The 24,787-nt window shown below is 70.6% G+C and carries 27 protein-coding genes and 2 pseudogenes; 14 read left to right on the top strand and 15 right to left on the bottom strand.

Features of this window, described 5'->3' with window-relative positions:
- Positions 1-9: 9 nt before the first annotated feature.
- From AOK17_RS14900 to AOK17_RS14885, 4 genes are read left to right on the top strand one after another with little or no spacing between them, the layout of a single operon-like run.
- Complete coding sequence (locus AOK17_RS14900; RefSeq protein ID WP_055612931.1) at positions 10-1,437, top strand: sugar porter family MFS transporter; 1,428 nt, start codon at positions 10-12, stop codon at positions 1,435-1,437.
- A 32-nt stretch (positions 1,438-1,469) separates the two neighbouring features.
- Positions 1,470-2,486: a Gfo/Idh/MocA family oxidoreductase gene (locus AOK17_RS14895; protein ID WP_055612930.1), complete on the top strand. Its 1,017-nt coding sequence runs from the start codon at positions 1,470-1,472 to the stop codon at positions 2,484-2,486.
- Positions 2,483-3,352 (top strand): sugar phosphate isomerase/epimerase family protein, encoded by an 870-nt coding sequence (locus AOK17_RS14890; RefSeq protein ID WP_055612929.1) that lies wholly within the window; start codon positions 2,483-2,485, stop codon positions 3,350-3,352. The genes AOK17_RS14895 and AOK17_RS14890 overlap by 4 nt, the downstream gene beginning before the upstream one ends.
- 57 nt (positions 3,353-3,409) lie before the next feature.
- On the top strand, positions 3,410-3,655 hold the full coding sequence (locus tag AOK17_RS14885) for a hypothetical protein (RefSeq protein WP_055612928.1): 246 nt from the start codon (positions 3,410-3,412) through the stop codon (positions 3,653-3,655).
- Between the two features lie 14 nt (positions 3,656-3,669).
- On the opposite strand, the gene AOK17_RS14880 is transcribed toward AOK17_RS14885, so the two are convergent.
- The 3 genes from AOK17_RS14880 to AOK17_RS14870 form a co-directional block, all read right to left on the bottom strand.
- A complete protein-coding gene (locus AOK17_RS14880) occupies positions 3,670-4,257 on the bottom strand; it encodes an adenylate kinase (protein WP_055612927.1) in 588 nt (195 codons plus the stop codon).
- 108 nt (positions 4,258-4,365) lie between these two features.
- Complete coding sequence (locus AOK17_RS14875; protein WP_055612926.1) at positions 4,366-4,710, bottom strand: hypothetical protein; 345 nt, start codon at positions 4,708-4,710, stop codon at positions 4,366-4,368.
- A gap of 968 nt (positions 4,711-5,678) precedes the next feature.
- Positions 5,679-6,344 carry a TetR/AcrR family transcriptional regulator gene (locus tag AOK17_RS14870; protein ID WP_055612998.1) on the bottom strand — a complete coding sequence of 222 codons (666 nt, stop codon included), beginning with the start codon at positions 6,342-6,344 and terminating at the stop codon, positions 5,679-5,681.
- 109 nt (positions 6,345-6,453) lie between these two features.
- On the opposite strand from AOK17_RS14870, the gene AOK17_RS14865 reads away from it, so the two are divergent.
- Positions 6,454-7,401: an SDR family NAD(P)-dependent oxidoreductase gene (locus AOK17_RS14865; protein WP_055612925.1), complete on the top strand. Its 948-nt coding sequence runs from the start codon at positions 6,454-6,456 to the stop codon at positions 7,399-7,401.
- Here the strand turns inward: AOK17_RS14865 and AOK17_RS48430 are convergent.
- The 6 genes and pseudogenes from AOK17_RS48430 to AOK17_RS14840 all read right to left on the bottom strand — a co-directional run.
- Positions 7,353-7,615: pseudogene (locus AOK17_RS48430) on the bottom strand (VOC family protein); the annotation flags it as partial. The gene AOK17_RS14865 and the pseudogene AOK17_RS48430 overlap by 49 nt on opposite strands.
- Positions 7,616-8,244: 629 nt before the next feature.
- A complete protein-coding gene (locus AOK17_RS14860) occupies positions 8,245-8,616 on the bottom strand; it encodes a hypothetical protein (RefSeq protein ID WP_055612924.1) in 372 nt (123 codons plus the stop codon).
- On the bottom strand, positions 8,613-8,870 hold the full coding sequence (locus AOK17_RS14855; protein ID WP_245697158.1) for a hypothetical protein: 258 nt from the start codon (positions 8,868-8,870) through the stop codon (positions 8,613-8,615). The genes AOK17_RS14860 and AOK17_RS14855 overlap by 4 nt, the downstream gene beginning before the upstream one ends.
- A gap of 578 nt (positions 8,871-9,448) precedes the next feature.
- A pseudogene (locus tag AOK17_RS14850) lies at positions 9,449-9,823 on the bottom strand (GntR family transcriptional regulator); the annotation flags it as partial.
- A complete protein-coding gene (locus tag AOK17_RS14845) occupies positions 9,816-10,610 on the bottom strand; it encodes a hypothetical protein (RefSeq protein ID WP_206190763.1) in 795 nt (264 codons plus the stop codon). The pseudogene AOK17_RS14850 and the gene AOK17_RS14845, both read right to left, overlap by 8 nt.
- Positions 10,611-10,947: 337 nt before the next feature.
- Positions 10,948-12,177, bottom strand: coding sequence for a PP2C family protein-serine/threonine phosphatase (locus AOK17_RS14840; RefSeq protein ID WP_055612920.1), 1,230 nt, complete (start codon positions 12,175-12,177; stop codon positions 10,948-10,950).
- 531 nt (positions 12,178-12,708) lie between these two features.
- Here AOK17_RS14840 and sigK point away from each other — a divergent pair.
- Together sigK and AOK17_RS14830 are read left to right on the top strand one after the other, a co-directional pair.
- Positions 12,709-13,293: an ECF RNA polymerase sigma factor SigK gene (sigK, locus tag AOK17_RS14835; RefSeq protein WP_055612919.1), complete on the top strand. Its 585-nt coding sequence runs from the start codon at positions 12,709-12,711 to the stop codon at positions 13,291-13,293.
- Positions 13,290-14,042, top strand: a complete 753-nt coding sequence (locus tag AOK17_RS14830) for an anti-sigma factor (RefSeq protein WP_055612918.1) — start codon at positions 13,290-13,292, stop codon at positions 14,040-14,042. Before sigK ends, AOK17_RS14830 begins: the two co-directional genes overlap by 4 nt.
- A gap of 240 nt (positions 14,043-14,282) precedes the next feature.
- Here the strand turns inward: AOK17_RS14830 and AOK17_RS14825 are convergent, their stop codons facing one another.
- The 3 genes from AOK17_RS14825 to AOK17_RS14815 are packed head-to-tail and all read right to left on the bottom strand — an operon-like array spanning position 14,283 to position 15,858.
- A complete protein-coding gene (locus tag AOK17_RS14825; protein ID WP_055612917.1) occupies positions 14,283-14,636 on the bottom strand; it encodes a hypothetical protein in 354 nt (117 codons plus the stop codon).
- Positions 14,633-15,268, bottom strand: coding sequence for a hypothetical protein (locus tag AOK17_RS14820; RefSeq protein WP_055612916.1), 636 nt, complete (start codon positions 15,266-15,268; stop codon positions 14,633-14,635). Before AOK17_RS14820 ends, AOK17_RS14825 begins: the two co-directional genes overlap by 4 nt.
- A complete protein-coding gene (locus tag AOK17_RS14815; RefSeq protein ID WP_055612915.1) occupies positions 15,265-15,858 on the bottom strand; it encodes an RNA polymerase sigma factor in 594 nt (197 codons plus the stop codon). The genes AOK17_RS14820 and AOK17_RS14815 overlap by 4 nt, the downstream gene beginning before the upstream one ends.
- A 304-nt stretch (positions 15,859-16,162) precedes the next feature.
- Between AOK17_RS14815 and AOK17_RS14810 the strand changes: the two genes are divergently transcribed.
- The 7 genes from AOK17_RS14810 to AOK17_RS14780 all read left to right on the top strand — a co-directional run bounded on the left by AOK17_RS14810 (position 16,163) and on the right by AOK17_RS14780 (position 21,930).
- Positions 16,163-17,767, top strand: coding sequence for a sulfite oxidase (locus AOK17_RS14810; RefSeq protein WP_055612914.1), 1,605 nt, complete (start codon positions 16,163-16,165; stop codon positions 17,765-17,767).
- A 70-nt stretch (positions 17,768-17,837) separates the two neighbouring features.
- Entirely contained in the window at positions 17,838-18,491 is a 654-nt protein-coding gene (locus tag AOK17_RS14805) for a fasciclin domain-containing protein (protein WP_055612913.1), read from the top strand.
- A gap of 159 nt (positions 18,492-18,650) precedes the next feature.
- The gene (locus AOK17_RS14800) at positions 18,651-19,160 is read left to right on the top strand and encodes an Asp23/Gls24 family envelope stress response protein (RefSeq protein ID WP_055612912.1); all 510 of its coding nucleotides are present in this window, start codon (positions 18,651-18,653) and stop codon (positions 19,158-19,160) included.
- Between the two features lie 53 nt (positions 19,161-19,213).
- A complete protein-coding gene (locus AOK17_RS14795; protein ID WP_157881328.1) occupies positions 19,214-19,399 on the top strand; it encodes a hypothetical protein in 186 nt (61 codons plus the stop codon).
- Positions 19,396-20,403 carry a DUF6286 domain-containing Asp23/Gls24 family envelope stress response protein gene (locus AOK17_RS14790; RefSeq protein ID WP_055612910.1) on the top strand — a complete coding sequence of 336 codons (1,008 nt, stop codon included), beginning with the start codon at positions 19,396-19,398 and terminating at the stop codon, positions 20,401-20,403. Before AOK17_RS14795 ends, AOK17_RS14790 begins: the two co-directional genes overlap by 4 nt.
- A complete protein-coding gene (locus AOK17_RS14785) occupies positions 20,403-20,987 on the top strand; it encodes a hypothetical protein (protein ID WP_055612909.1) in 585 nt (194 codons plus the stop codon). Before AOK17_RS14790 ends, AOK17_RS14785 begins: the two co-directional genes overlap by 1 nt.
- Positions 20,977-21,930: a YihY/virulence factor BrkB family protein gene (locus tag AOK17_RS14780; RefSeq protein ID WP_055612908.1), complete on the top strand. Its 954-nt coding sequence runs from the start codon at positions 20,977-20,979 to the stop codon at positions 21,928-21,930. Before AOK17_RS14785 ends, AOK17_RS14780 begins: the two co-directional genes overlap by 11 nt.
- Here AOK17_RS14780 and AOK17_RS14775 read toward each other — a convergent pair.
- From AOK17_RS14775 to AOK17_RS14765, 3 genes are all read right to left on the bottom strand, one after another.
- Positions 21,900-22,565 carry an alpha/beta fold hydrolase gene (locus AOK17_RS14775; protein ID WP_055612907.1) on the bottom strand — a complete coding sequence of 222 codons (666 nt, stop codon included), beginning with the start codon at positions 22,563-22,565 and terminating at the stop codon, positions 21,900-21,902. The two genes, AOK17_RS14780 and AOK17_RS14775, sit on opposite strands and share 31 nt — an antisense overlap.
- A gap of 118 nt (positions 22,566-22,683) precedes the next feature.
- Complete coding sequence (locus tag AOK17_RS14770) at positions 22,684-23,502, bottom strand: DUF1295 domain-containing protein (protein ID WP_055612906.1); 819 nt, start codon at positions 23,500-23,502, stop codon at positions 22,684-22,686.
- A gap of 25 nt (positions 23,503-23,527) precedes the next feature.
- A partial coding sequence (locus AOK17_RS14765) for an SAM-dependent methyltransferase (protein ID WP_055612905.1) occupies positions 23,528-24,787 on the bottom strand: 1,260 nt, incomplete at its 5' end.

The following is a 24,787-nucleotide window of genomic DNA, read 5'->3' as shown; positions in this document are numbered from 1 at the left end:
GAGGCGGCCATGGACGTCAGGAACGACATGCCCAAAGCCCCGACCACCGTGGCCGCGGACGACGCCCCTCCGGCGGTGTCGCGGCGGCTGCGACTCATCACCGTCATCGCCACGTTCGGCGGACTGCTCTTCGGCTACGACACCGGCGTCATCAACGGCGCCCTGCCCTACATGACCGACGACCTGGGCCTGACCCCCTTCACCGAGGGCATGGTCACCAGCTCGCTGCTGCTCGGCGCCGCGCTGGGCGCGGTCACCGGCGGCCGGCTGTCGGACGCGCGCGGGCGCCGCCGTACGATCCTCGTTCTCGCGGTGGTGTTCTTCGTCGGCGCACTCGGCTGCACGCTCGCGCCGAACACCGCCGTCATGGTGGTGGCCCGCTTCGTGCTCGGCCTCGCGGTCGGCGGCGCCTCGGTGACCGTGCCGGTCTATCTGGCCGAGATCTCGCCCGCCGAGCGGCGCGGCGCCCTGGTCACCCGCAACGAACTCATGATCGTCAGCGGTCAGCTGCTCGCGTTCACCTCCAACGCGATCATCGCCCGGGTGGGCGGTGAGTCCGGCGGCGTGTGGCGCTACATGCTCGTGCTCGCCACGATCCCGGCCGTCGTGCTCTGGTTCGGCATGCTGGTCATGCCGGAGAGCCCGCGCTGGCTGGCCTCCAAGACGCGCTTCAGCGAGGCCCTGGAGGTACTGAAGCAGGTCCGGTCCCAGCAGCGGGCCGAGGCAGAGCTGCGGGAGGTGTCCGCGCTCGCCGTCAAGGAGGATCAGCAGAGACTCGGCGGCTGGCAGGACATGAAGTCCGCACCGTGGCTGCGCCGGCTGATGTTCGTCGGGTTCGGCATCGCGATCGTGCAGCAGATCACCGGCGTCAACACGATCATGTACTACGGCACCCAGATCCTCACCGACGCCGGCTTCACCGCCGACAGCGCCCTGACCGCGAACATCGCCAACGGCGTCATCTCGGTGCTCGCCACCTTCGTCGGCATCTGGCTGCTGGGCCGCGTCAACCGCCGCCCCATGCTGATGACCGGTCAGATCGGCACGACAGCAGCTCTGTTGCTGATCGGTGTCTTCTCTCTGGTGCTGCCTTCCGGCGACGGCCGGGCGTTCGCGGTGCTCGCGATGACGGTCACCTTCCTCGCCTTCCAGCAGGGTGCGATCTCGCCGGTGACCTGGCTGATGCTCTCCGAGATCTTCCCGATGCGGATGCGCGGATTCGGGATGGGTGTCGCGGCGGTGGTGCTGTGGCTCACCAATTTCGCGATCGGCCTGGTCTTCCCGTCCCTGGTCTCCGGCATCGGGATCTCCAACACCTTCTTCCTCTTCGTGGTGGCGGGCGTCTTCTCGCTCGCCTTCGTCAAGCTCTACGTCCCCGAGACCAAGGGCCGCACCCTCGAAACCCTCGAAGCCGAACTCCGGGCGCGCTTCTCCTGATTTCCCCTGTTCCGCAGAAAGGATCACCAACCATGACTGTGCGCGTAGGCGTCATCGGCGTCGGCGGGATCGGCAAGGAGCACATCCGGCGCCTCACCCACACCGTCACAGGCGCCCGTGTCACCGCGGTCACCGACATCGACGCAGCCCGCGCCGAGGAGGCAGCGGCGCCGGTCGGTGCCCGGGTGCTGGCCGACGGCGCAGCCGTGATCGCGGCGGACGACGTCGACGCGGTCCTCGTGACGTCGTGGGGCCCGACCCACGCCGAACACGTACTGAACGCGGTAGCCGCCGGGAAACCGGTGTTCTGCGAGAAGCCGCTGGCCACGACGGCCGAGGACTGCCTGAAGATCGTCGAGGCGGAGACGGCCCACGGCCGCCGCCTGGTCCAGGTCGGCTTCATGCGCCGCTACGACGCCGGATACCGGCAGATGAAGCAGATCATCGACGCCGGTCGCATCGGTGAGCCGCTGATCGTGCACTGCGCCCACCGCAACCCGACCGTCCCGCAGTCGTACACCTCCGCCATGGCCGCCCTGGACACAGCCGTGCACGAGGTGGACGTACTGCGCTGGCTGCTCGACGACGAGATCGTCTCCACCCAGGTGATCACCCCGCGCGCCACGAGCAAGCGGTTCACCCACCTGAAGGACCCGCAGATCATGCTCTTCGAGACCGCCAAGGGCGTCCGCATCGACCTGGAGGTCTTCGTCAACTGCCAGTACGGCTACGACATCCAGTGCGAGGCAGTCGGCGAGGAGGGCCTGGTCCGCCTGCCCGACCCGGCCTCGGTCGGCCTGCGCAGCGCCGGACAGCACAGCACGGAGGTCCTCACGGACTGGGTGGGCCGATTCTCGGACGCCTTCGACACCGAGTTCCGCGAGTGGATCGCGGGAATCGCCGCCGGCAACGAACCCACCGGCCCCTCGGCATGGGACGGCTACGCGGCCACCGTCATCACCAGCGCGACCGTCGAGGCCCTGGAGTCGGGCCACGTCATCGCCACCGACCTCAAGCCCCGGCCCGCACTCTACGGAGGCACCGCATGAAGATCGCCCTCGACCCGTACATGTTCCGCGCCCTGCCCATCGACGACATGGTGCGTACGGTCGCCGAACTCGGCTACGAACACATCGAGTTGTCACCCCGCGACGACTTCATGCCCTTCTTCCTGCACCCGCGCGCCGACGACGAACGCATAGCCGCGCTGAAGAACTCCCTGCGCACACACGGCATCAAGCTGTCCTCCGTGCTCCCTCTGTACAAGTGGTCCTCGCCGGACGAGACCGAGCGACAGGCCGCCGTCCGCTACTGGAAGCGCATGATCGAGATCACCGCCGATCTCGGATGCCCCCTGATGAACTCGGAGTTCAACGGCCGCCCCGAGCAGGCCGCCGCGAGCGAGGCCGCCTTCTGGCGCTCCATGGACGAGCTGCTGCCCGTCTTCGAGCGCGAGGGCATCGCCCTCAACCTCGAGGCCCACCCGGACGACTTCTGCGAGGAGAACACCCCCGCCGTCGACCTCGTCCGGGCGATCAACAAGCCCTGGGTGAACTACCTCTACTGCGCCCCGCACTCCTTCCACCTCTCCGGAGCCTCCGAAGTCGGGGCGGACATCGCGAAGATGATGCGCTACGCCGGGGACAAGCTCCAGCACGTGCACATCGCCGACTCCTTCAACCACAAGGGCTCCTCCGGCCTGCGCTACATCCTCAACCCGCCCGGCACCACGGCCCGCATCCACCAGCACCTCGACATCGACCAGGGCGAGGTCGACTGGGACACCTTCTTCGGCACCCTGCGCGACCTCAACTTCGACGGCGTGGCCACCGCGTGCGTCTTCGCCTGGGAGGAACGCGCCCACGAGTCCTCGGCCTTCATGCTCGACCGCATCACCAAGGAACTCACCCTGTGACCGACCGCCCCACAAGGCCTGCCTGAGACCCCTCCGGGAGCCGGGCGGTGGGGCTCGATGGCATCACTCATCGAGCCCCACCGCTGGTCCATCCTCACCGTCAACGGTGACACAGCAGCGATCGAAGGTACCGGCCGCTACGAAGAGCTGGGCGCCTTCGCCAACCTCTGGGCGGTGACGCTCGACAAGAGCGGCAAGTGCACCGTGTTTCGCATGTGGAACAACGAGATCCGACCTGCACGAGCCCCTGCCAACTCAGCGCCGCAGGTCAGGGAGCAGGCCGATCTCTGCCGGGACATGTGAAGGGCGGACCCGTGTCAAGGCCGCGCACCACTCTCGCCCTGACTCGCTACGAGGCCCCGTTCCTCCAAGGCCGTCAGCACCCGCTCGCCGATCTGCTCGGCGGAGCCGACGGCATGGATCGTCAGCAGCCTGGTGGCGTAGTAGGCGAGGAGCGGGGCGGTCTGGTTGCGGTAGACCTGTTGCCGGTTCCGGATGACCTGCTCGGTGTCGTCCGCGCGGCCACGGCTCAACAGCCTGCTCACCACGACGTCTTCGGGGGCGGTGAACTCCAGTACGGCGTCGATCCCGCCCTCCACATCGGGGAGCATCGACTCAAGTTCCTCCGCTTGTTGCACGGTTCGCGGGAAGCCGTCGAGGAGGAAGCCCCGCTGCGCGTCCGATTCCGCCAGCCGTCGGCGGATCACCTCGCCCGTGATGTGATCGGGGACCAGTTCACCCGTGTCGAGATACCGCTGGGCGTCCTGCCCCAGTGCTGTCCGACGGCTGACGTGTTCGCGGAACAGATCGCCGGTGGAGATGTGAGGGATACCGAAATCCTTGCGGAGGATCGCCGCCTGGGTGCCCTTGCCTGCGCCAGGAGGGCCGATGAGCACAAGTCGCATCTGCGTACGGATACCTTCCGATCAAGCCGCATCCATGACGTGCCGGAACGGCGTCGCTCCTGCCCAGTGGGGCGGGGTCCATAGTCAACAGGCCCGGCCTGTGAGCGTCTACACCGTCCCGCTCGCTGTCTCCTCCTCCGTAACCCGATAGTCACCGGGCTTGAATCGCTTCGACTGCCACCAGTAGGAGACAGTCGTACCCGGCCACAGCGTGTCGATGCGGCCGTCCGCCGACCGGTACCAGCTGCGGCAACCGCCGGATACCCAGACGGCCTTCCTCATCGACCGCTGAGTCTGTCCGTAGGCGCTCGCCTGAACCTCCGGGCGCAGTTCGAGAGCCCCTGTCCTCCTCACATGTGCGTGCTTGATGGCGCCGACGATGTAGCGGGCCTGGGCCTCGATCATGAACACCATCGAGTTGTGCCCGAGTTCGGTGTTCGGGCCCAGCATCATGAAGAAGTTCGAGAACGCCGAGGTCGCGATGCCGAGCTTCGTGGCGGCGCCGTCCCATGACGATCCTGTCGACCGGGCCCGGTGAGCCGTCCGCCGCGACGACCGCGTCCGTCGTGATCTCGCGCAGGCCGGTCGTGACCAGTTCGACGTTGCTGCGCTGAAGCGCGGGGAACCAGTCGTCCGAAACGAACCGGCGCTTGCACCCGGGGGCGTAGTCGGGCGTCGGCACTGCCCTCATCGTCTCATCGGATACGGACTCCTTGATGAAGTCCAGCGCTCGCTGCCGGTGGCACTCGACGACCTCGGGGTGTCCGAGGAACCCCCGGGCCAGTGTCCAGAACTCCCAGTACGTCGCCCAGCGTCGCAGCCGCTGCACGAGGGGCATCCGACCGAGACGGAGACGACGCCGACGCGAAGGGATCTCCGCATCGCCGCGAGGCGTCACCCAGTGTGGTGTCAGCTGGAACACGTAGAGCTTTTCGGCCTGTTCGGCCAGGTGGGGAACGAACTGAGCCACGCTCGCGCCCGTTCCGATCACCGCGACGTGGCGTCCGGTGAAGTCGTGGTCACGGTCCCGCCGGACCGAGCCGCAGGCGAAGGCGGTGCAGGAGCTGGCGGCCATGCTCGGCGTCGACGTGCTGCAGTTGCCGGCACCCGGAACACCGGTCATGCTCGTCACGCCGCGCGCGACTGAGGCTGCCCCAGGACGACGTCACTGCCGCGCTGGGCATCAGCCGCAGTCTCTACGCCGCCGTCGAGCAGGGTGAGCGTGCCCGAAACGGCCGCGCTCGCTGCGGCTCTGCACACCTCGGTCGACCAGGTCCGCCGGGCGCTGCCGCCGCCGTCGGCGTGACGGCTCAGCCGCCGGGCCCGAGGAAGAGCCGGCGGCTCGATCTTGGGCGCCCCGGCCCCTCCAGCGTCCGAGCGCAAGAAGTACAGAGGTTCTGGCCTGTCCGGTGCAACGCAGGTCAGCGGCGGGGTAGCACGCCCAGGAGGGCTGCGGTCAGGGCCAGCTTCAACGAGTCCTTCAGCTCCAGGTGGAAGCGGGCCAGCTCGGGCTCGGCCTGGTAGGCCGCCTGCAGGCTGGGTGGGGGTGTGCTGTACGCCGACAGCGCGCCGGCCATGACCACGGTTTGCAGGCTGAACAGTGTCGCGTTCTCGCCCAGCTCCGGCAGGTACTTCTGGATCAGGGCGGTCATGGTTGTCAGGCGGTCCAGGGAGGCGCGCTTGTAGCGTGCCACGACCTCGACGGAGACGTTGTGTTCCAGGACGCTGCCCTGCGCGCCGAAGAGGTCGCACAGCACCACTCGGCCGGAGAGTGAGCGGCTGAGGATCTCGGCCACCGCTGCCGCCCGCTCGGCCATGGGTAGCTCTTCGTCGATGCCGGCGGCCAACTCGTCTGCCAGTTCCGTCAGCCACTCCTGCAGGAACTGGTCCAGCAGTTCCAGCAGCACCGCCTCGCGCGACTCGAAGTAGCGCAGCACGTTCGGCTTCGCCAGGCCTACCCGGCGACTGAGCTCGTTCAGAGTGACCGCGGCCACGGGCATCTCGTCGAGCATCGCCGACGCCATGTCGAGGATCGCCCGTCGGCGGATCTCCCGCTGCTCTTCGGTTCGCGCCCGCTGGAAAGTCACGATCACCAGCCTAACTTAGGTACCGTCGGTACGTTGACAACGTACCGAAAGTACTTTAACGTCATCGACACAAGATACCTACGGTACGTTACCTGATTGGGAGCCTGACATGAGCGAGAAGTGGACGACGGAGAACATTCCGGACCAGCGCGGGCGCGTGGCCGTGGTGACCGGGGCCAACACCGGACTGGGGTACGAGACCGCCAAGGCGCTCGCCGAGCGCGGGGCGTCCGTGGTGCTCGCCGTGCGCAACGTCGAGAGGGGCGAGCAGGCCGCGGCCCGCATGACCGGCGACGTGACCGTGCAGGCGCTGGACCTGACCTCGCTCGACTCCGTCCGGACCGCGGCGGCGGCGCTGCGGTCCCGGCTCGACCGAATCGACCTGCTGATCAACAACGCCGGCGTGATGTACACCCCGAAGCAGACCACCCGGGACGGCTTCGAGATGCAGTTCGGCACCAACCACCTCGGCCACTTCGCGCTCACCGGGCTGCTGCTGGACCTGATGCTGCCGGTGCCCGGCTCGCGCGTGGTGACGGTCAGCAGCACCGGCCACCGCATCCGGGCCGCGATCCACTTCGACGACCTGCAGTGGGAGCGGTCGTACGGCCGGGTCGGCGCCTACGGTCAGTCCAAGCTGGCCAACCTGATGTTCACGTACGAGCTGCAGCGCCGGCTCGCCACGCACGGCACCACCGTCGCGTTGGCCGCGCACCCCGGCATGTCCAGCACCGAACTCGCCCGCAACACCCCCGCGGCCCTCCGGCTTCCGCTCACCTGGCTCGCGCCGCTGATCACCCAGACGCCGGCGATGGGCGCGCTGCCGACCCTGCGCGCGGCCACCGACCCCGCCGCGCTCGGCGGCCAGTACTACGGTCCCGGCGGACGCAACGAGGTCAAGGGCCACCCCCGGCTGGTCACCTCCAGCCCACAGTCGTACGAGGCAGCCGTCCAGCAGCGGCTGTGGGTCGTCTCCGAAGACCTCACCGGGGTGAAGTTCCCCCTCGTTCAGTCCAAGCAGAACTCGTTTCCCTCCGGGTCAGCCATCACGATGTAGCTTGCGCCGGCAGAGGCGTCGGCTCGTCGCGGCGCAAGCGGGTGGCGCCGAGACCGACAAGGCGCTCGCACTCCGCTTCGAGCGCGGCCATCCGCTCGTCGCCGTGCACGTCGGGTGCAGCGCGTACGTCCAGGCGCAGGCGGTTGTTGGCTGTCTTGCCCTCGGGCACCTGCTGAAAGAAGATCCGAGGACGTACACCCCCAGGCGCCTCCAGACGGACACCCAAACCCCTCATCAGACCGCCTGGTGGCGGCCGGGCTGCTCAAGGGGCGGGGCCGACAGCGTAGATGCCATCCATGTCCTGGCAGCGGTTGAGCCGACTGGAGGTGGCGGGCGAGAGTGTGCGGGCTGCGCTGGAGGAGATCGCCAAGGCCGATCCCAACCGACTGCTGCCGCTGATCCAGCCCGACTGGGCCAAACGATACGGCCGGAAAGTCGAGATCGAGAAAGTTGCTGCGCGAACGTGCCGAGGAGTTCGGCGGGGACGGGCAGAAACTTCTCGCCTCGGCCCGGGCGTCCGATGCCCCCACCCCGTCTGCGGATATTGCGACAGGGAGATCCTGCGACAGGTCTGGATCCACCAGTACTACTGGGATCGCGAGGGACAACCGCGCCGGCGGGAGGGCACGGCTCGAACCGGGAAGGCACCCCCGGCGCTCACGGAGGAATCGAACAGCTCCGGTACCCACTGCGACGGCTCCCCGCAATTGCTGCCACACCCCAACTAGCGCCGCCTTGGCCACCGAACTCAGATCGGCGGCTCGCAGCGCACCCGTGGGCCACCGCTCTCCACCGGCTCCAGAAGCTGCGGGCGACCTGAGGCGATCATCATCCGGTTCGGGCTCAGGGCTTCCAGGTGCGCAGGAAGGAGGTGATCCGGGCGGCGCTGCAGCGCGGGTTGTTCAGCTCGTGGGCGAGTGCGGTGAGCTGTTCGCGGGTGGGATTGACGGGGATGTTGCTGGCCTCGAGATACATGACTGCGGCGGCACAGGCGACGGTGAGGTTGGAGCGCTCCAGCCAGCGGCATCGGCCCAGGGTGTGCACCAGGGCGGCGGCGCGGGAGTAGGCGCCGTCGTAGACGGGTGTGTCGAGGAGTTCGCCGCGGTGGCGGGCGACGGCGGCGATGGGGACGCCGTAGTCGTCGGCGGCCGGGTCGCGGTGGCCGGCCCGTTCCGCCACTTCGAGGATCCAGGATTCGTCGACGTGCAGGATCACGCGGCGGCGCCCGGCCGCGGCTCGGCGTACGGAGCGTCGAGCTGCTGCTCCAGATCGTCGAGGAACATGCCGTGGTCGTCGATGAGTCGCTGAGCCGCGGCCATACCGGCGGCGCGGGCACCGGTGGTGTCCTCAATGATGAGCCGCTCCACGTACTTGTTGAAGTCCAGTCGGCGGGCGGCCGCGGCAGCCTTGCCGGCCGCGAGCACTTCCTCTTCAAGCCGGACCTGCGTCTGCTTCTTCCCGGTAGTCACACCAGCATGGTAGCAGGGTGGTAGCAAGCGGATGGCGGAAGGCAGGATCCAACCCGCCTGCCCGTTCCCTTTCTGCCTGCGCTTTCCCGCCGAGTCTGCAGAGTGAAGTGAACGGGTCCCGGACGGTTGTCCTGCGACAGCGTTCTTGGGCCGCTTGCCGCTGAAGATGGATCGACGACAGTTGGTGTCAGCAAAGGTGAGCCACTGATCTGTTCGTGACAGCGAAGATGGGCCGATTACCTACTGTCCCGTCTTAAATGATCTGACTTCGAGTCGGACCCCTGACCTGCGGCGACCAGTTCAGCTGGGGCATGGGGGCGCCGGGAGTCTCGGGTGATGTGGTCCTGGGCGGGGGACGCCGGATGCCGTCTCAATTGAGCTGGTCCGGCCCTGCTGTTTCAGTGGTCGCGCCGTGGCGTAACAGTGGCTCATCACCCACTGTTACCCGTGCCTGTTACGTCTGTTACCTACGTCTGCTGCTCAAGCTTGTTCCTCACGCCTGTGACTTGCGCCGACGCCTCGGCCGTCTTGGGGCCACCTGCTCCGCTGCCGGCGGTGGCCGAAGAGGAGGCGGGCCCCGGGTCCAGGGCGTCGCGGACGGCGGTCAGGATGGCCTCGGTGTCGGCGCCGAGCGCTCGGGCGGCGGAGGTGAAGTGCCGGGCCAGAGTGGCGAGTTGGTCGGCATCGTGCGCGTGCGGCTCGGACGGGAGTGCCGCTACCCGGGTACCCGCGCCACGGCGGGTGCGGATCAGCTCGGCGGCCTCCAGCTCGCGGTAGGCGCGGGCCACGGTGCCCGGCGCCAGGCCCAGGTCGGCGGCGAGCTGGCGCACGGTCGGCAGGCGCTCGCCCTCGGTCAGCCGGCCGGTGCGGATAAGCGCGGCCAGCTGGGCGCGGATCTGCTCGTACGGCGGCACCTGGCTGGTGGTGTCGACGCGGACGGCGGGGTCACTCATCGTCGAAAGTCCCATTGTCGGCTGCCTCGTCGTCGACCGCCCGGGGTGCCACCACGGTGATCAGAGACCATCCGAAGGTGAACATGCTCAGCAGGCCCAGGGGGCAGATCACCACGATGGTGGCGGCGCCAAGCGGGCCGGCGCAGGCATTCTCCGTCAGCGCGACGAAGATCATCAGAACGACGAGCAGTACCTGGCTCGACACCAGCAGCCCCCAGGCTCCGGTGATCGCCCACGCGCGGTCACGGCGCTGCTGGTCGTTGCCCGGCCCGTGGGCGATACGGCGCAGGGCCCAGACGCAGGCGGGGGTTCCGACCGCGAGGGCGGCGAACATCGGGCCGCTGTAGTACAGGCCCGGCCAGGGGCCGAGGGAAGTGCGTATCCCTTCGCAGGTGACGGTCATGACACGCCCTGCTCCGCCTATCCGGCCCGGGTCGGAGGATGCCGTGACCACACCGATCACCAGCAGGATGGTGAGGGAGACCGCCTGCAGGAGAAGCAGGGGCGTCATACGGGGCGGCACGTGGGCTCGGACCAGGCGCGGGGCGAGACTCGCGGTGCGTACGGCTTCCTGGGGACGCAGGGTCAGGGCGTCACCGAGCAGGACACCGCCCACCGCACACAGGCCGAAAGCGGTGATGGCGAACACGAGGGGCATCGTGATGTCGTCGCTCTCCATGGTGACCAACTGCTGTGCGGCCACGACGCCGACGCCCAGACCGGACCAGCGGGCGTAGTGGTCGGCGTGTTCGAGGAACCGGGACTGGAGCGGGACGGTGTCGAGCATATGGAGATCCCCCCAGATCATCTTGTATCAAGTGGTGAGTACAAGATGCCCTGGTGCGGGATCTTGTGTCAAACCCTCGATACAAGGCGACGCAAAGGAAGACAGCTTCTGACACAAGGGGTTTGAGACGCAGACCGTATCGACGGAGACGGGACACCTACTCTGCGGTGCGGAGCTTGTGCACCGCCCGCCGGGGCAGCCTGGCGCGGACAGCGATCTCGCTGTCACTGCGACCCCAGCCGATCGCGGCGGTGACCAGTTGCCGGCGCTCCGCCTGCGTCGGCTCGAGTTCCTTGTCCAGGGTGTCCGCCGGCGCGTCACGGTCCTGCGATCGGAGTCACAGGGGGATGACGACCAGCGCGGTGTCGTCCGCGTTGCCGTTTGACGGGAGGAGGTCGGCCAGGAGGGCGTCGGCCAGGGCCTCGGGGTCCAGCCGACGGTGGCGGGTGAGGGCGTCGGCGAGTCGGGCCAGCCCCGTGTCGATGTCCTCGGTGCGGCGCTCGATCAGGCCGTCCGTGTACAGGACAAGGGTGGCGCCCTCACTGAAAGGCGTGCGGGCCTGGGCGCGGGGGATGTGTTCGGGCCGGGCGCCGAGCGGCGGGTCGGTGGCCCGGTCGAGGAAGATCACGGTTCCGTCGGGGCGGAGCAGCGCGGGCGGAGGGTGTCCGGCGCAGCTGTAGGTGATGGAGTGGTCGCCCCAGTCGACGAACGTCGTCGCCGCGGTGGTCGATTCGGCGCCCTCGACGGAGCGGGCGTACAGGCCGAGGGCATCCAGCGCCTGGGCCGGGCCCTCGGCGACTCGGCAGGCCGCGCTCAGGGCGCTGCGCAGCTGTCCCATGACGCAGGCAGCCCCCAGGCCGTGGCCGACGACGTCACCCACGGCTACCGCGAGGCTCTCGCCGGGCAGGTCGACCAGGTCGTACCAGTCGCCGCACACGTTCAATGCTCCGACGGCGGGCCGATAGCGCACGGCAGTTACGTGCGGCCCGGTCGGGCCGGGTGGCGGCAGCATCGCCGCCTGCAGGGCCAGCGCGACCTCACGGTCGCGGGCGTGCGCCTTGCGCAGACGTTCGTTGACCTCCTGCAGTTCTCTGGCCCTCGTGTACAGCTCGGACTCCAGCACGCGGGCCCTGCTGTCGCCGCCGGGGCGTCCGAATGCGCGGATGAGTTCGGTGACCTCCTCCACCCGGTGCACGATCAGCGCCACCTGCCCGTCGGGGCCGAGGACGGGTGCGTTGACCGGGCTCCAGTAGTGCTCCTGCCAATGGCCGGGCCGCGTGGGGTCCTCGATGTCGTAGCGGATCAGCGCCATCGTGTCGCGCTCACCGGTGGTCGCCGCGCGGCGCATCGATGCCTCGGTCTCCCGCATGCCGGCCGCGGCCGGCTCGTTGGGGTTCTCGGGGAAGACATCGAAGATGTAGCGGCCCAGCAGCTGCTCGCGGGTGCGCCCGGACAGCCGCTGGAAGTCGTCGTTGGCGTCGACGTAGTCCAGGTCGGGGGTGAGCAGCGCCACCATGCCGGGCAGGGCCCGGAAAACCGCCGCATAGTCGATCTGCGGTTCCCTCATGTGCTGCCTGCCTCGGCGCCGACCGTCAGTGAGCGGTTCCACGATAGGAGCGAACCCGCCACGGGGCCCTGGCACTACTCCGTCCGAGGGGCCTGACAGTCACCCGTACGGCCCCCTGCGACCAGCAACATCCGGAAGCATCGCAGCTCGACCGGAACTCACGGGACAGTCACGAGTACCTCATGACGGCCTGGCACCGCCAACCTTGATCGACAGGACGGACTCGTCCAGCCACACCTCACCAGCACAGTCCCAGGAGAACGCTTCCGGGCCGTGCCGCACAGTGCGGCCCGAAGCCTTCCGATCCGGCCATGCCTTCGTGCGGCCTCGCTCGGGGCGGGTCGAAGGCATGGCAGTCACCGACCGAAGCGTGAGCGGCGGAGCTCCTGGCGCACCGGTGAGACTCGGTGATCGTTGCTGTGCCGTCCGGGTTCTCCCACGTCACCTGCGATTTCCTCGTCAGTGCAACCAATCCAAGCTCTCGGCGGGAACGGATTACGCCCGGACATGTCCCGACCGTGGAGGCCCTCGGTGAAAGAAGTAGTGCAGATCAGTAGAAATCCCTCGGCGGGGCCTGACTTGCAGGAGTTGGTGAGCCGTGTGGCTCTGGGCGACGAGGACGCGTTCGCCGGTGTCTACGACGCCGTGGTGAGTCCGGTGACGGGTGTGGTGCGCGCCGTGCTGCGCGATCAGGCTCAGTCGGAGGAAGTGGCGCAGGAGGTTCTCGTGGAGGTGTGGCGGACCTCTCCCCGCTATCGGCCCGACGTCGGTACGGCCATCAACTGGATCCTCACCCTGGCGCACCGCAGGGCGGTGGACCGGGTGCGCTCGGTGGACGCCGCTGCCGCCCGGGAGCACAAGGCCGCGCTGCTGGACCAACTGCCCGAGTACGACGAGGTGGCCGAGCACGTCGAGGCACGGCTGGAGCGGGAACAGGTACGGCGCTGTCTGCGCACGCTGACCGAGCTCCAGCATCAGGCCGTCACCCTGGCGTACTACCGGGGGCTGACCTACCGCGAGGTGGCGGAGGCGCTGGCGGTTCCGCTGGGGACCGTCAAGACCCGACTGCGTGACGGGCTCATCCGGCTGCGCGACTGCCTGGGGGTGACCGCGTGACGACCATCGATCTGCACCAGCTGACGGGCGCCTACGCACTGCACGCTCTGTCCGACGAGGAGAGTGCCGCGTTCGAGCGCCACCTGCCGGGCTGCGAAGCGTGTGCGCAGGAGACGGCCGAGCTGAGCGCGACCGCGGCTCGCCTGGGACTCGCCGTCGCCACGGCACCCCGTCCGGTGCTGCGCGAACAGGTGCTGCGCCGGATCACCGCGGTCCGGCAGGAGACGCCCGGCAAGCGGGCCCAGGCCCTCCCCCTCCGGGCCCGTCTGCGGGCCCGGGTACTGTCCAGGTGGGCGCTCGCCGCCTGCCTGGCGGCGGCCACGGCGCTCGGCGGGACGGCCGTGTGGCAGCACCAGCGAGCCGAGGACGCCCGCGACCAGGCGCGCCGCACCGAGCAGGCGGCGGACGAGGTGGCCGCCGTACTGGCCGCGCCGGACGCCAGGACCCGGGCCGCCAAGCTGGCCGACGGCGCCACCGGTACTGTCGTCGTCTCCCACAGCCGGGACAAGGCCGTGTTCGTCGCCTCCGGGATGGCCCGTCCTCCCGGCGGGAAGGTCTACCAGCTCTGGTTCGACGACGGCGGGACCATGCGGTCCGCCGGCCTGATGGACCCCGACCGCAGTGACCAGGCCCTCCTGATGCAGGGCACCGTCGACAAGGCGTCGGGCATGGGCATCACCGTCGAACCCGGCGGCGGCTCCAAGCAGCCCACATCCGCCCCGCTCGCCCTGATGACCTTCCCTGGCTGAACGACTGAACGGCCGACCGGGTCAGACCGGCGACGGCGAGGCCCGGCCGTCCACGGCCCTGCCCTGGGAGACGGGCCCTACCGCACCGACCGGACCCGATCACGCCGGGACCGCTGCGGCCGGCCCACGGACCGGTGCCCGGCCGGCGGCGGTGCGTACCGCTCACCGCACGGCCGTCCCGGCACAGCGTGTGCCGGGACGGCTGCCGGAGGAGGCCGGGCCCGATCCGGTGATCCGGCGTCAGACGAGGCCCGTGACCGTCACGGTGACCCGCGGCGTCTGCTGCGCGGGCACCAGGGAGTCCAGGCGGTGCTCGACGGCGCTCCGGACGAGGCGGGCCACGTCCAGGGTCCTGGCCCGCCGAAGCGCGACGACGTGGATCTCGACGTGCCACGGGCCCTCGCCGTCCGGCCGGGTCATGCGCACTCCGGCCGGAGGTGCCCCGCCGGTACCTGGCGTGGGCCGTGCCGGCGCGGAGCGCAGCCGGTCGGCCAGACCCGGCCTGAGGAAGGCCACTCCCGGCACAGCCTGGACAGCCGTGGCGACTTCCTCGACGAGCTTCGCGTGCGCTGTGATCTCGTGGTGCGCGGTCATGGCGTACGACCTTCCTGGCCGTCGTCGGCCGTACCGGCGACGAGGTCGGTGACACGGATGTCCACGGACGCCAGGACCACGCCCAGTTCGCGGTCCGCGGCCTCCCACACACGGGCGCGTACCCGGTCGGTGAGTTCCGGCAGGGAGACACCCACCGGGGCGTGGATGTCGAGGCGGACCCCGCCGGAATCGCATGTGCCGTCTGTCCCGTCAACGCGGGCGTCGACGAGGCGGCAGGAACCCGCCCGGACGCCCGCGACCGTCTCGGCCGCCGCGCGCAGTGCGCGGGCCGCGACGGCCTCCATGATCCACAGATCCTCGGCGGGTTCGCCGAGGGGCAGGGGGCGGCCCGGGCGTAGTTCGAGGCGTACGACGTCCATGATCCGCCGGGTCAGCGGCTCGGCGTCGTAGGCGGAGGTGTCCGCCGACTCCGCTCGCAGGCCGCGCACCACGGACTCCAGGTCGTCCAGTCCCCGCACGGCGTCCCGGCAGTGCGGGCAGGACCGCAGGTGTGCGTCGTCGGTCTGCTGTTCCCAGTCGTCCCAGGTCCGCGACACCAGCCGTCCGCACGGCAGGAGTTCGTCGTCAGCGTGGGTGAACGCGCTGTTCGACGGGTCGGTGCGGTCGGTCATCGCCAGGCCCCCAGTGCTTGTGTGAGACGACGGCGTGCGCGGAAGACACGGGCACGGACGGCCTCCTGGCTGATGCCGACCGCGTCCGCGACGAACTCGTAGGACCGGCCGTCCAGTTCCCGCAGTACCCAGCAGGCCCGTTGTTCGGCCGAGAGCAGGTCGAGGGCCTCCCGCAGTTCGCGGACCGCGTCGCGGCCCTCGGTGATCCGGGCCGGAGAGGTGGCGTGTTCGGCCGCTGGCACGTCACCCGCCGCCTCCAGCGGTGCCACGGGCTTGCGGGCCCGCAGCACGCTCAGGCAGCGGTTGGTGACGATCCGGTACATCCAGGTGCCGAAGGAGGAACGCCCCTGGAACTCAGGCAGCCGCCGCCAGGCGCTGAGGAAGGCGTCCTGTACGGCGTCCTCCGCCTCGGCGCCGGTCCCGAGCAGACTCGTGGCGAGGCGGATCAGCGCCGCCGCGTGGCGTTGCACGAGCACGGCGAAGGCGTCCTCGTCCCCCTCCGCGGCACGGACCGCCAGCAGGGCGTCGTCCGGGGCCGTCGTGTCGGCCCGGGTGTCCGGTGGTTCGCTCTGTGTGCGGGCCCCCACCACTGGGCGGCTCCTCTCGTCCGGTCTTCTGAAGGTTGGACACCGCGGCGCCGTCCCCGTTACGGAGAACTTCGGGAAACCAGGACCGTACGGATGCGGGGCGGGCGGCGCCGGCACGGGGCAGGAAGGCTCCGATGCGCGGCAGCACCATGCGTTTCCGCTCCACGGCCGGACGGCAAGGGACCTCTTTGGGTACCTCTTTAATTCGCAATCCGTAGCCGAAGCGGGCGCGGATTGGTCGGAAAACGAAATTCATCCGATCGTGGGAGCGACCAATCCGCGCGGCTTTCGGAGCCGGATTCCCCCCGTGACCGAGAACGAGCAGGAACCACGGAGCGGATGCCGCCGCAGCAGCCCGACCCGGCCGCTGCTGGGCGCGCTCAGCGGCGCGTTGGCAGGTTTCGCGGCGCTCGCGGTCGCCGAACTGGTGGCAGGCGGAGGACGTCCGCAGGCCGGTCCGGTTGTCGCGGTCGGCGGCGCGGCGATCGACCGTACGCCCGCCGCGGTGAAGGACTGGGCGATCCGCAATTTCGGCAGCGACGACAAACTGGTTCTGCAGCTGGGAATTCTCGCGGTACTGGCACTTTTCGCGCCGGCGCTGGGAATTGCCGCGCTGCGGTTCCGGCGCACCGGGGCAGCCGGCGTGCTGCTGTTCGGAGCAGTCGGCGCGGTCGCCGCGACCGGCAGGCCCGACTCGACCGGTGTCGCCGACGCGCTGCCGTCCGTGGCCGGCGCCGCCGTCGGAGCTGTACTGCTGTACGTCCTGGTGGGCTGCCTCACGCCCCCGGAACCCGCGCCCGGCGCACCGGCGTCCGACGAGGGATGGGACCGCCGCGGCTTCGTGATCGCGGCGAGCGCCGCAGCGGTCGCGTCCGCCGGAGCCGGGCTGCTCGGCCGCTCCCTGAGCGGTTCGAGCGGCCGGGACGCGGTCGCCTCCCGAACGAACCTGGTGCTGCCCGCGCCCGGCTCCCCTGCCCGGGCCGTACCCAAGGGTGCCCAGCTGCGGCTCCCCGGGGTCAGCCCCTTCGTCACACCCAACGATGACTTCTACCGCGTCGACACCGCCCTCGTGGTGCCCAAGGTCGACGCGACGCAATGGCGGCTGCGCATCCACGGCGAAGGTGTCACCCGGCCGGTCACCCTCACCTTCGACGACCTTCTGCGGCGCGAGCTGATCGAACGCGACATCACGCTCACCTGCGTGTCGAACGAGGTCGGCGGCCCGTACGTCGGCAACGCCCGCTGGATCGGCGTACGACTGGCGGATCTGCTGGCCGAGTGCGGGGTGAAGGCGCCCTCGAAAGGAGGCCCGGCGGACCAGTTGGTGGCCCGCTCGGTGGACGGCATGACGACCGGCAGCCCGGTCGAGGACGTGATGGACGGCCGCGACGCCCTCCTCGCCCTCGGGATGAACGGCGAACCGCTGCCCTTCGAACACGGCTTCCCTGTCCGCATGGTCGTGCCCGGCCTCTACGGCTACGTCTCCGCCTGCAAGTGGATCAAGGACATCGAGCTCACCACGTTCGACGCCTACGACCCGTACTGGGTCGAGCGCGACTGGGCCCGCAAGGCACCGATCAAGACGCAGTCCCGCATCGACACCCCCAAGCCCTTCGCCCGCCCCAAGGCAGGCACGGTCATGGTCGCCGGGGTCGCCTGGGCCCAGCACCGCGGCATCGACAAGGTCGAGATCCGCGTCGACGACGGCCCCTGGGAGGAGGCCCGGCTGGCGGCGGAGGACTCGCGCGACACCTGGCGCCAGTGGTCCTTCGCCTGGCAGGCCGCCAAGGGCGGTCACACCCTCACCGTTCGCGCCACCGACCGCGACGGCCGGGTGCAGACCGAGAAGCGCGCGCGGACCATCCCCGACGGCGCCAGTGGATGGCACTCCGTCGTCGTCACCGCCGAGTGACACCCCGAGCCACCTTTCCCACCCCCGTACGAGCGCGGCTACAGCCGCGCCGACCAACAGGAGAAACACCATGAACACCCGTATCCGCCGTGTCGCCATGACCGTGGCCGCCGCCGCAGTGCTCCCGCTGACCCTGAGCGCCTGCTCGGACGACAGCGGCGACTCCGCCAAGTCGGACTCCTCCACCAAGGCGTCGGCCCCGGCGGCCGACGACGGCATGGGCAGCTCCGGCGATGCCTCCACGGCCGACCAGCCCTTCGGTACGGCCTGTTCCGCGGTTCCGAAGGACGGCGCCGGTTCCTTCGACGGCATGGCCCAGGACCCGGTGGCCACCGCCGCGTCCAACAACCCCGCCCTGTCCACGCTGGTCACGGCGGTGAAGAAGGCCGGGCTCGTCGACACCCTCAACAACGCACAGAACATCACCGTGTTCGCGCCGACCAACGACGCCTTCGCGAAGATCCCCAAGGCGACCCTGGACAAGGTCCTGAACGACAAGGCCCAGCTGACGAAGATCCTCACCTATCACGTGGTGGGCCAGAAGCTGGCCCCGAAGGACCTGGAGAACGGCTCCTTCGACACGCTGGAGAAGTCGAAGCTCACCACCGCCGGCTCCGGCGAGTCCTACACCGTCAACGACTCCGCCAGGGTGGTCTGCGGCAACGTCAAGACCGCCAACGCCAACGTCTACATCATCGACACCGTCCTGATGCCCACCAGCTGACGGACCGTCGGCCTCGGGGCGCCACTTCGGTGGCGCCCCGAGGTATTTCCGGGTACCCGCGTCACAGACGCGGCCGGGCCGGGTCTGAAGGAGTGAGAGCACATCAAGGAGTGAGAGCACATCAGCAACGAGGCAGGACAAGACAGAGAGGGCCACGCCATGACCACACAGACCGCACCAGCCGCCAAGGAACTGTCCACCCAGCAGACCGGCAGGTCGCCACAGGCCCAGGCCACGACTGCCGTGTCCGGCGGTACGGCGGGAGCCGACCAGCCGGCCGCGAACCGGGGCCGGACGTCGATCGCCGACGTCGTCGTCGTGAAGGTGGCGGGCATCGCCGCCCGGGAGATCCCCGGCGTGTACGACATGGGCGGCGGCCTCTCGCGCACCATCGGCGCCGTACGCGACCGCGTGCCCGGCGGCCGGCCCAACGTGGGGCGGGGAGTGAAGGTCGAGGTGGGCGAGCGGCAGACGGCCATCGACCTCGACCTGGTCGTCGAGTACGGGGTGTCCGTCATGGACGTCGCCCAGGACGTACGGGAGAACGTCATCTCCGCCGTGGAGCGCATCACCGGGCTTGAGGTCGTCGAGGTGAACGTCACGGTCAACGACGTGCACCTGCCCGACGAGGACGAGCCCGGGACCACGGCCGAAGCCCGCGTGGAGTAGAGCACCCGGTCAGGGGCACCGTCAGGAGTGGATCGGGTGAGAGGTGGATGGGCATGAGTACACCGTTCATGGGGATGGTCGCGGGCATGGCCCTGGCGTTCGCCGGGTTCTTCGGCGGGTTCGGCGCGTTCCTGCTCGTGGCCGCTCTCGGCGGCCTGGGCTGGGTGGTGGGCCGGTGGGCCGACGGCGGCGGCAGTGTCCAGGACGTACGGGACGCGTTCGAGCGGAGCCGTCGATGACCGCCGCCGCGCAGCGGGGCACCACCACCGTCTCGGAGCGGGCGGTGCGCCGGATCGCCGAGCGGGCCACCACCGAGGCGCTGCCCGCACCCGGCGGCGCCCGCACGGCCCGGGCCGCGGCGTCCGTACGCGGCAGGAGGGCGGAGGTGTCCCTCGGGGTGACGCTGCCTTATCCGGCTCCGCTGGCCGACACCGTGCGGGAGGTTCAGCGGCATGTGGTGGAGCGCACCCGGGAGCTGACGGGGCTGGAGGTACCGGCCGCACGCATCAGCGTCATCGCGCTTGCCACGCCGACCTCTGCCCAGCCCCTGGTGTCCCCGGCCGAGGACGCCATCGCGACAAGCGCTCCCTGGCGCTGGTGGTCCCAGCGCCGCGTCCCGGTCGCCGTCCTCACCTCGGTGGCCGCCCTGGGCTGCGGTGCGCTCGCCCTCGACATGTTTCAGGTGCACGCCGCGCACCTGCCGGCCGCGGCCTGGCGCACGTCCGCCGCGTACTGGCTGGCCGGGCACGGACCCGGCGACCCGGCTGTCGTCGTCGCGGGCGGGCTGACGGCCCTGGTCGGCATCTGGATGGTCGTCCTCGCCCTCTCCCCCGGCCGCCGTCACCAGTCCACCGTTCGCACCTCGGCCAATCACGTCGACGCGGCGGTGGACCGCTCGGCGGTTCAGGCCCTGATCCGCGACGCGGTGGGAGACGTGGAGGGCATCGCAGCGGTACGGGTTCGGGTACGACGCCGACGAGTCACCGTGCGGGCCGGGCTCGCCTTCGGCGACCGGGCAGGCGCCCACGCCGCCGCCACGGCCGCCGCCCGAGCCGCCCTGACCGCCTGCCATCTGCGCCGCAGCCCCCGGTTGCGGGTGGTCGTCACTCCGGAACCGGTCTGGCAGCCGCCCACCCCGACGGCTGACGCGACGGCTGACGCGCCCGGGGCGACACCGGGAGACCGTGACGGCCGATCCACACCCACCTCCGCCCTCGCATCCGCCACAGGAGGTGACCGGTGATGGCCCGCACCCGTACCGCCGTCAACCGGACCGTCCTCGGCGCCGTGGGATTCTCTCTCTTCCTGGCGGGCTCATGGCTCACCGCCACGGACCCCGCCTTCGCGGACCGGCTGCCGACGTGGTGGCCCGCCGCCGGTACGGGCACCGTCCTTCTGGACCGGGACCGGCTCGCGCAGTTGCGCGGCGAAGGCTGGTGGACGCCCACCGTCATGGCCGCGTCGATCGGCCTGGCCGTGCTGCTCGCGATCTGGTCCCTCGGGCAGTCGCGTTCGGGCCGGGCCCGGCCACTCGCCCTGCCCTCCCCCGGCTGCACAGTGCGCCCTCAGGCCCTGGCCGAGGCACTGGCCACACGCGTGACGGCCCTCCCCGGCATCGCCCGCAGCCGCGCCCGGGTACTCCCCCGTCGCGGACAGCGGCTGGAGGTACGTCTGCGCGTCTGGCTGGAACCGGACACACCTCCGGACGCCGTCCTGCCCGCCCTTCGTACGGCGACGGCAGAGGCCGACCGGACGGCGACGCCGTACACGGCCCACACACGGGTCCGCCTGAGTACCACCCCACACCGAACACGCCATGTCCGCTGAGCCGTACACCGACGTGCCCGGCGGGGTCCGCCCGGCACGTCGGCCCAGGCGGCCTCACTGGCCACGGCTGCCGACGGCCTGGTGGCCCGCACTGCGGCGCACGCCGGCGTCCCTGTGGAACGACGACATCACGGACTACGCGGCCGCGCTGACGTACTACGCGATCCTGGCCGTGCTCCCCGCGATGCTGGCCACCGTGCTGGCGTTCGGCATGATCAGCCCGGACACGGCCGAGGAGTTCGTTACCCACGTCACCGCGTACGCCCCGGCCCAGTCCGGTGCCGAGCTGCACGCCGTCCTGACCCGCGCGCTGGGCACGGACGGGACGGTCTGGCCCCTGTTGGTGGCGGGTGCGGCCAGCGCGCTGTGGTCGGCCTCCAGTTACCTCGCCGTCTTCCGCCGCGCCCTGCACCACATGCACCGTGTCGAGGACCGCCGTTCGCCCTGGCGCAAAGCGCCCCGCATCGCGCTGACCGCGCTCGCGCTGCTCGGCCTGCTCCTCGTCGGCTCGCTCACCCTGCTGCTGACCGGCCCGCTCGCGGAGGCCGTCGGCCGGACCCTCGGCGTGGACACCACCGCCGCCTGGGCCTGGAGCCTGCTGCGCTGGCCGGTGCTGCTGTTTCTGGTCGCCCTGCTGGTCGTGGTCGTCTTCAACACCGGTCCGGCCGGGGCACGTCGGCGCGGGCACAGCCTGCCCGGCGGCGCACTGGCCGCCGCGCTGTGGCTGACCGTCTCCGCGGGCTTCTCGTCGTACGCCTCGACTCTCGGCGCCTACAGCAGGCTGTACGGCTCGCTCTCCGGCATCGTCGTCTTCCTGATCTGGCTGTGGCTGTCGAACCTCGCGCTGCTGAGCGGCGCGCAGTTCGCCGCGGAACTCGCCAAGGGTGCGGATGTCCGCGCCTGCGAGACCGGTCAGAGCACGGGGAAGGTCTCTGTCCCGTAGCACGCCTCGGGCAGCGGGTCGAGTGCACCGGACGGGTCGAGCAGGTGGGCGACGACGGCGCCGATGGTGTGATGCCAGAAGCGGTGGCGGCGCAGCATCGCGTGGTCTCCGTCGGCGATGACCGCCATCCCGGCCCGCGCCGCCTTGTCCCGTGCCCGGCGCACGCCGTCGGCCGACTCGGTGGGCGAGGTCACGCGGTCCCGTTCGCCGTGCAGGACGACGACGTGCCGGTCCGCAGTCTGCTCCACCGGCTCACCCGGCGGCCACCAGGGCGCGAGGGCGACCACACCGTGCACCAGCGGGTGACCGGCGGCGCGCAGGGCCGCCCGGCCTCCCATGGAGTGGCCGAGCAGTACGGTCGGCACGGGGCCGGCGAGTTCGGCGAGGCCGTCCAGCGCACGCAGGGTGTCCCGTGCCGGGTCCGCTCGTTCGCCGTTCCAGCCTCGGAGGCGGTAGCGGACCTGGGCGACCAGGACGTCCTGGTGCGGCAGTGCGGTGACCACCGCGCGCACGACAGGGTCCATGCGCAACGCGGCGAGCTGCCAGGGCCGCGCGGGGCGCTCGCTCGTCGCCTGGCCGCCGTGCAGCACCAGGACGGCCGCCCTCGGGCGCGACGGCTGCCGTCGCACCGTCAACGGAACGTGTCCGGTGTGGTCCTGTGGCTCGATGAGGCGCTCCTCATGTCTCCGTGCACACACCCGCGCGGATGGTGCTGTGGTCCTCGGGCAGCCGTATCCTCCCGGGTCCGGTCCGTCACGCCTGCCCCGGCCCCCTCGGTCGCGGCGGGCGGGGGAAGAACCCGCTGGTGCGGGCCCGGTACTCGGCGTACCCGGGCCGGTCGGCCATGTGCCGTTCCAGCAGCCGCTTCCCGCTGCCCCGGGTCAGCAAGAGGCTCATCACCACCGGGGACACGACGGACACGAGGGCCGCGCCCGGGGAATCGCAGGCGAGCAGGAACAGGCCCCACCACACGCAGAAGTCCCCGAAGTAGTTGGGGTGCCGGGTCCAGGCCCACAGCCCCCGGTCCATGATCCGGCCCCGGTTGGCGGGATCGGCCCGGAACCGGGCCAGTTGGGCGTCCCCGACCGCCTCGAAGCCGATCCCGACCGCCCACAGCGCCGTACCGGCCCAGGCGAGGGCGGACGGCAGGCCGGGCACGTACTGCGCGGCCTGCACGGGCAGGGACACCAGCCAGACCAGCGCGCCCTGGAGGAGGTAGACCATGCGCAGCGCGTAGGCGTTGCGGCTGCCGGGTGCCTTGGCCAGCATCGCCTCGTAGCGCGGGTCCTCGCCGTGGCCCCGGCCCCGGCGGCCGATGTGAACGGCGAGCCGCAGACCCCAGACCGCCGTCAGCGAGGTCACCAGCAACCGTCGTACGAGATCGCCCTCACCGGTGGAGAGGGCGAAGGTCACGCCGGCCACCGCCGTGAAGGCGATCCCCCAGGCGACGTCCACGATCCGGTGCACGCCCGCGCGCACCGCGACGGCGAACGTGACGAGCATGACCGCGAACGCCGCGGCGGCGGCCCAGACGAGGTTGGGCACGAACGCGCTCCACGGGAAGCCGTTCATGGTCGGGCGGTGGTGCCGGTGGTGTTCATCGGGCGGGATTCTCCTTGGTGAAGAGGTACTGCTGTACGTCGAGGTAGCCGGCCCTGAACCCGGCCTCGGAGTAGGCGAGATAGAAGGTCCACAGCCTGCGGAAGACGTCGTCGAAGCCGAGCGCCTCGACCTCGTCGGCCCGTTCGGTGAACCGCTCGCGCCACAGGCGCAGGGTCTCGGCGTAGTGGGCGCCGAAGGCGTCGCGGCGGGCCAGGCGCAGCCCGGTGTGGGCGCGGGCGGTCTCCTCGATCGCCTCGGTGGACGGGATGAGGCCGCCGGGGAACACGTACTTGTGGATCCAGGTGAAGGTGTCGCGGGAGGCGAGCATCCGGTCGTGCGGCATGGTGATGGCCTGGAGTGCCATCCGGCCGCCCGGGTCCAGCCGCTCGTCCAGGGCACGGAAGTACACCGGCCAGAACTCCGCGCCGACCGCCTCGATCATCTCCACACTGACGACGGCGTCGTATCTCCCGCGGGCCTCGCGGTAGTCGCAGAGCTCGATGGAGACCCGCTCATCCAGGCCTGCCTCGCGCACCCGCTCGCGTGCCAGGTCCCGCTGTTCCCGGGAGAGGGTGAGCGAGGTGACGCGTGCGCCCCTCGCGGCGGCGCGCAGTGAGAGTTCGCCCCATCCGGTGCCGATCTCCAACAGCCGGGTGCCCTCCCCCACGTCGGCGAGGTCCAGCAGCCGGTCGATCTTGCGGTGCTGGGCCGCCGCGAGCCGGTCCCGGCTCGCGGGGAAGCCCCGGAAGACGGCGGACGAGTAGGTGAGGGTGTCGTCGAGGAAGAGGGCGAACAGGTCGTTGGACAGGTCGTAGTGGCGGCTGATGTTGGCGCGGGAGCCGTCGGGGGTGTTGCGCTCGTCGTGTGGATGGCGCGGTGCCCACAGGCCGCGCAGCCGTTGCAGCGGGGCCGGGATCAGGTCGGCGGCGTGCCCGGCGAGCACGGTGAGGGCCGCCACCAGGTCGGGAGCGTCCCACTCTCCGGCCATGTAGGACTCGCCGAACCCGACCAGGCCGTGGGTACCGATGCGGGCGTGGAAGGCGGTCGGGTCGCGGACATCGATCAGCGGCCCGCCCAGCCCGATGTCTTCGAAACCGGCGAACCGGGCCCGCAGCGGCAGCCCGTCGAGGGCCCGCCGGACGAGGGCAGCTGTCACTGCGGTGCGGAGCCGTGAGGCGGCTGGTACGGCGGAGACGTCGGGCCAGCCTGCGGCGTCGACGGTGGTGGTGGTGGCGGCGGTGGCGGTGGCGGTGGC

The sequence above is a fragment of the Streptomyces phaeochromogenes genome, assembly GCF_001418655.1.
In the GTDB taxonomy this organism is placed as follows: domain Bacteria; phylum Actinomycetota; class Actinomycetes; order Streptomycetales; family Streptomycetaceae; genus Streptomyces; species Streptomyces phaeochromogenes.
This window is presented reverse-complemented; position numbering and strand designations above follow the sequence as displayed.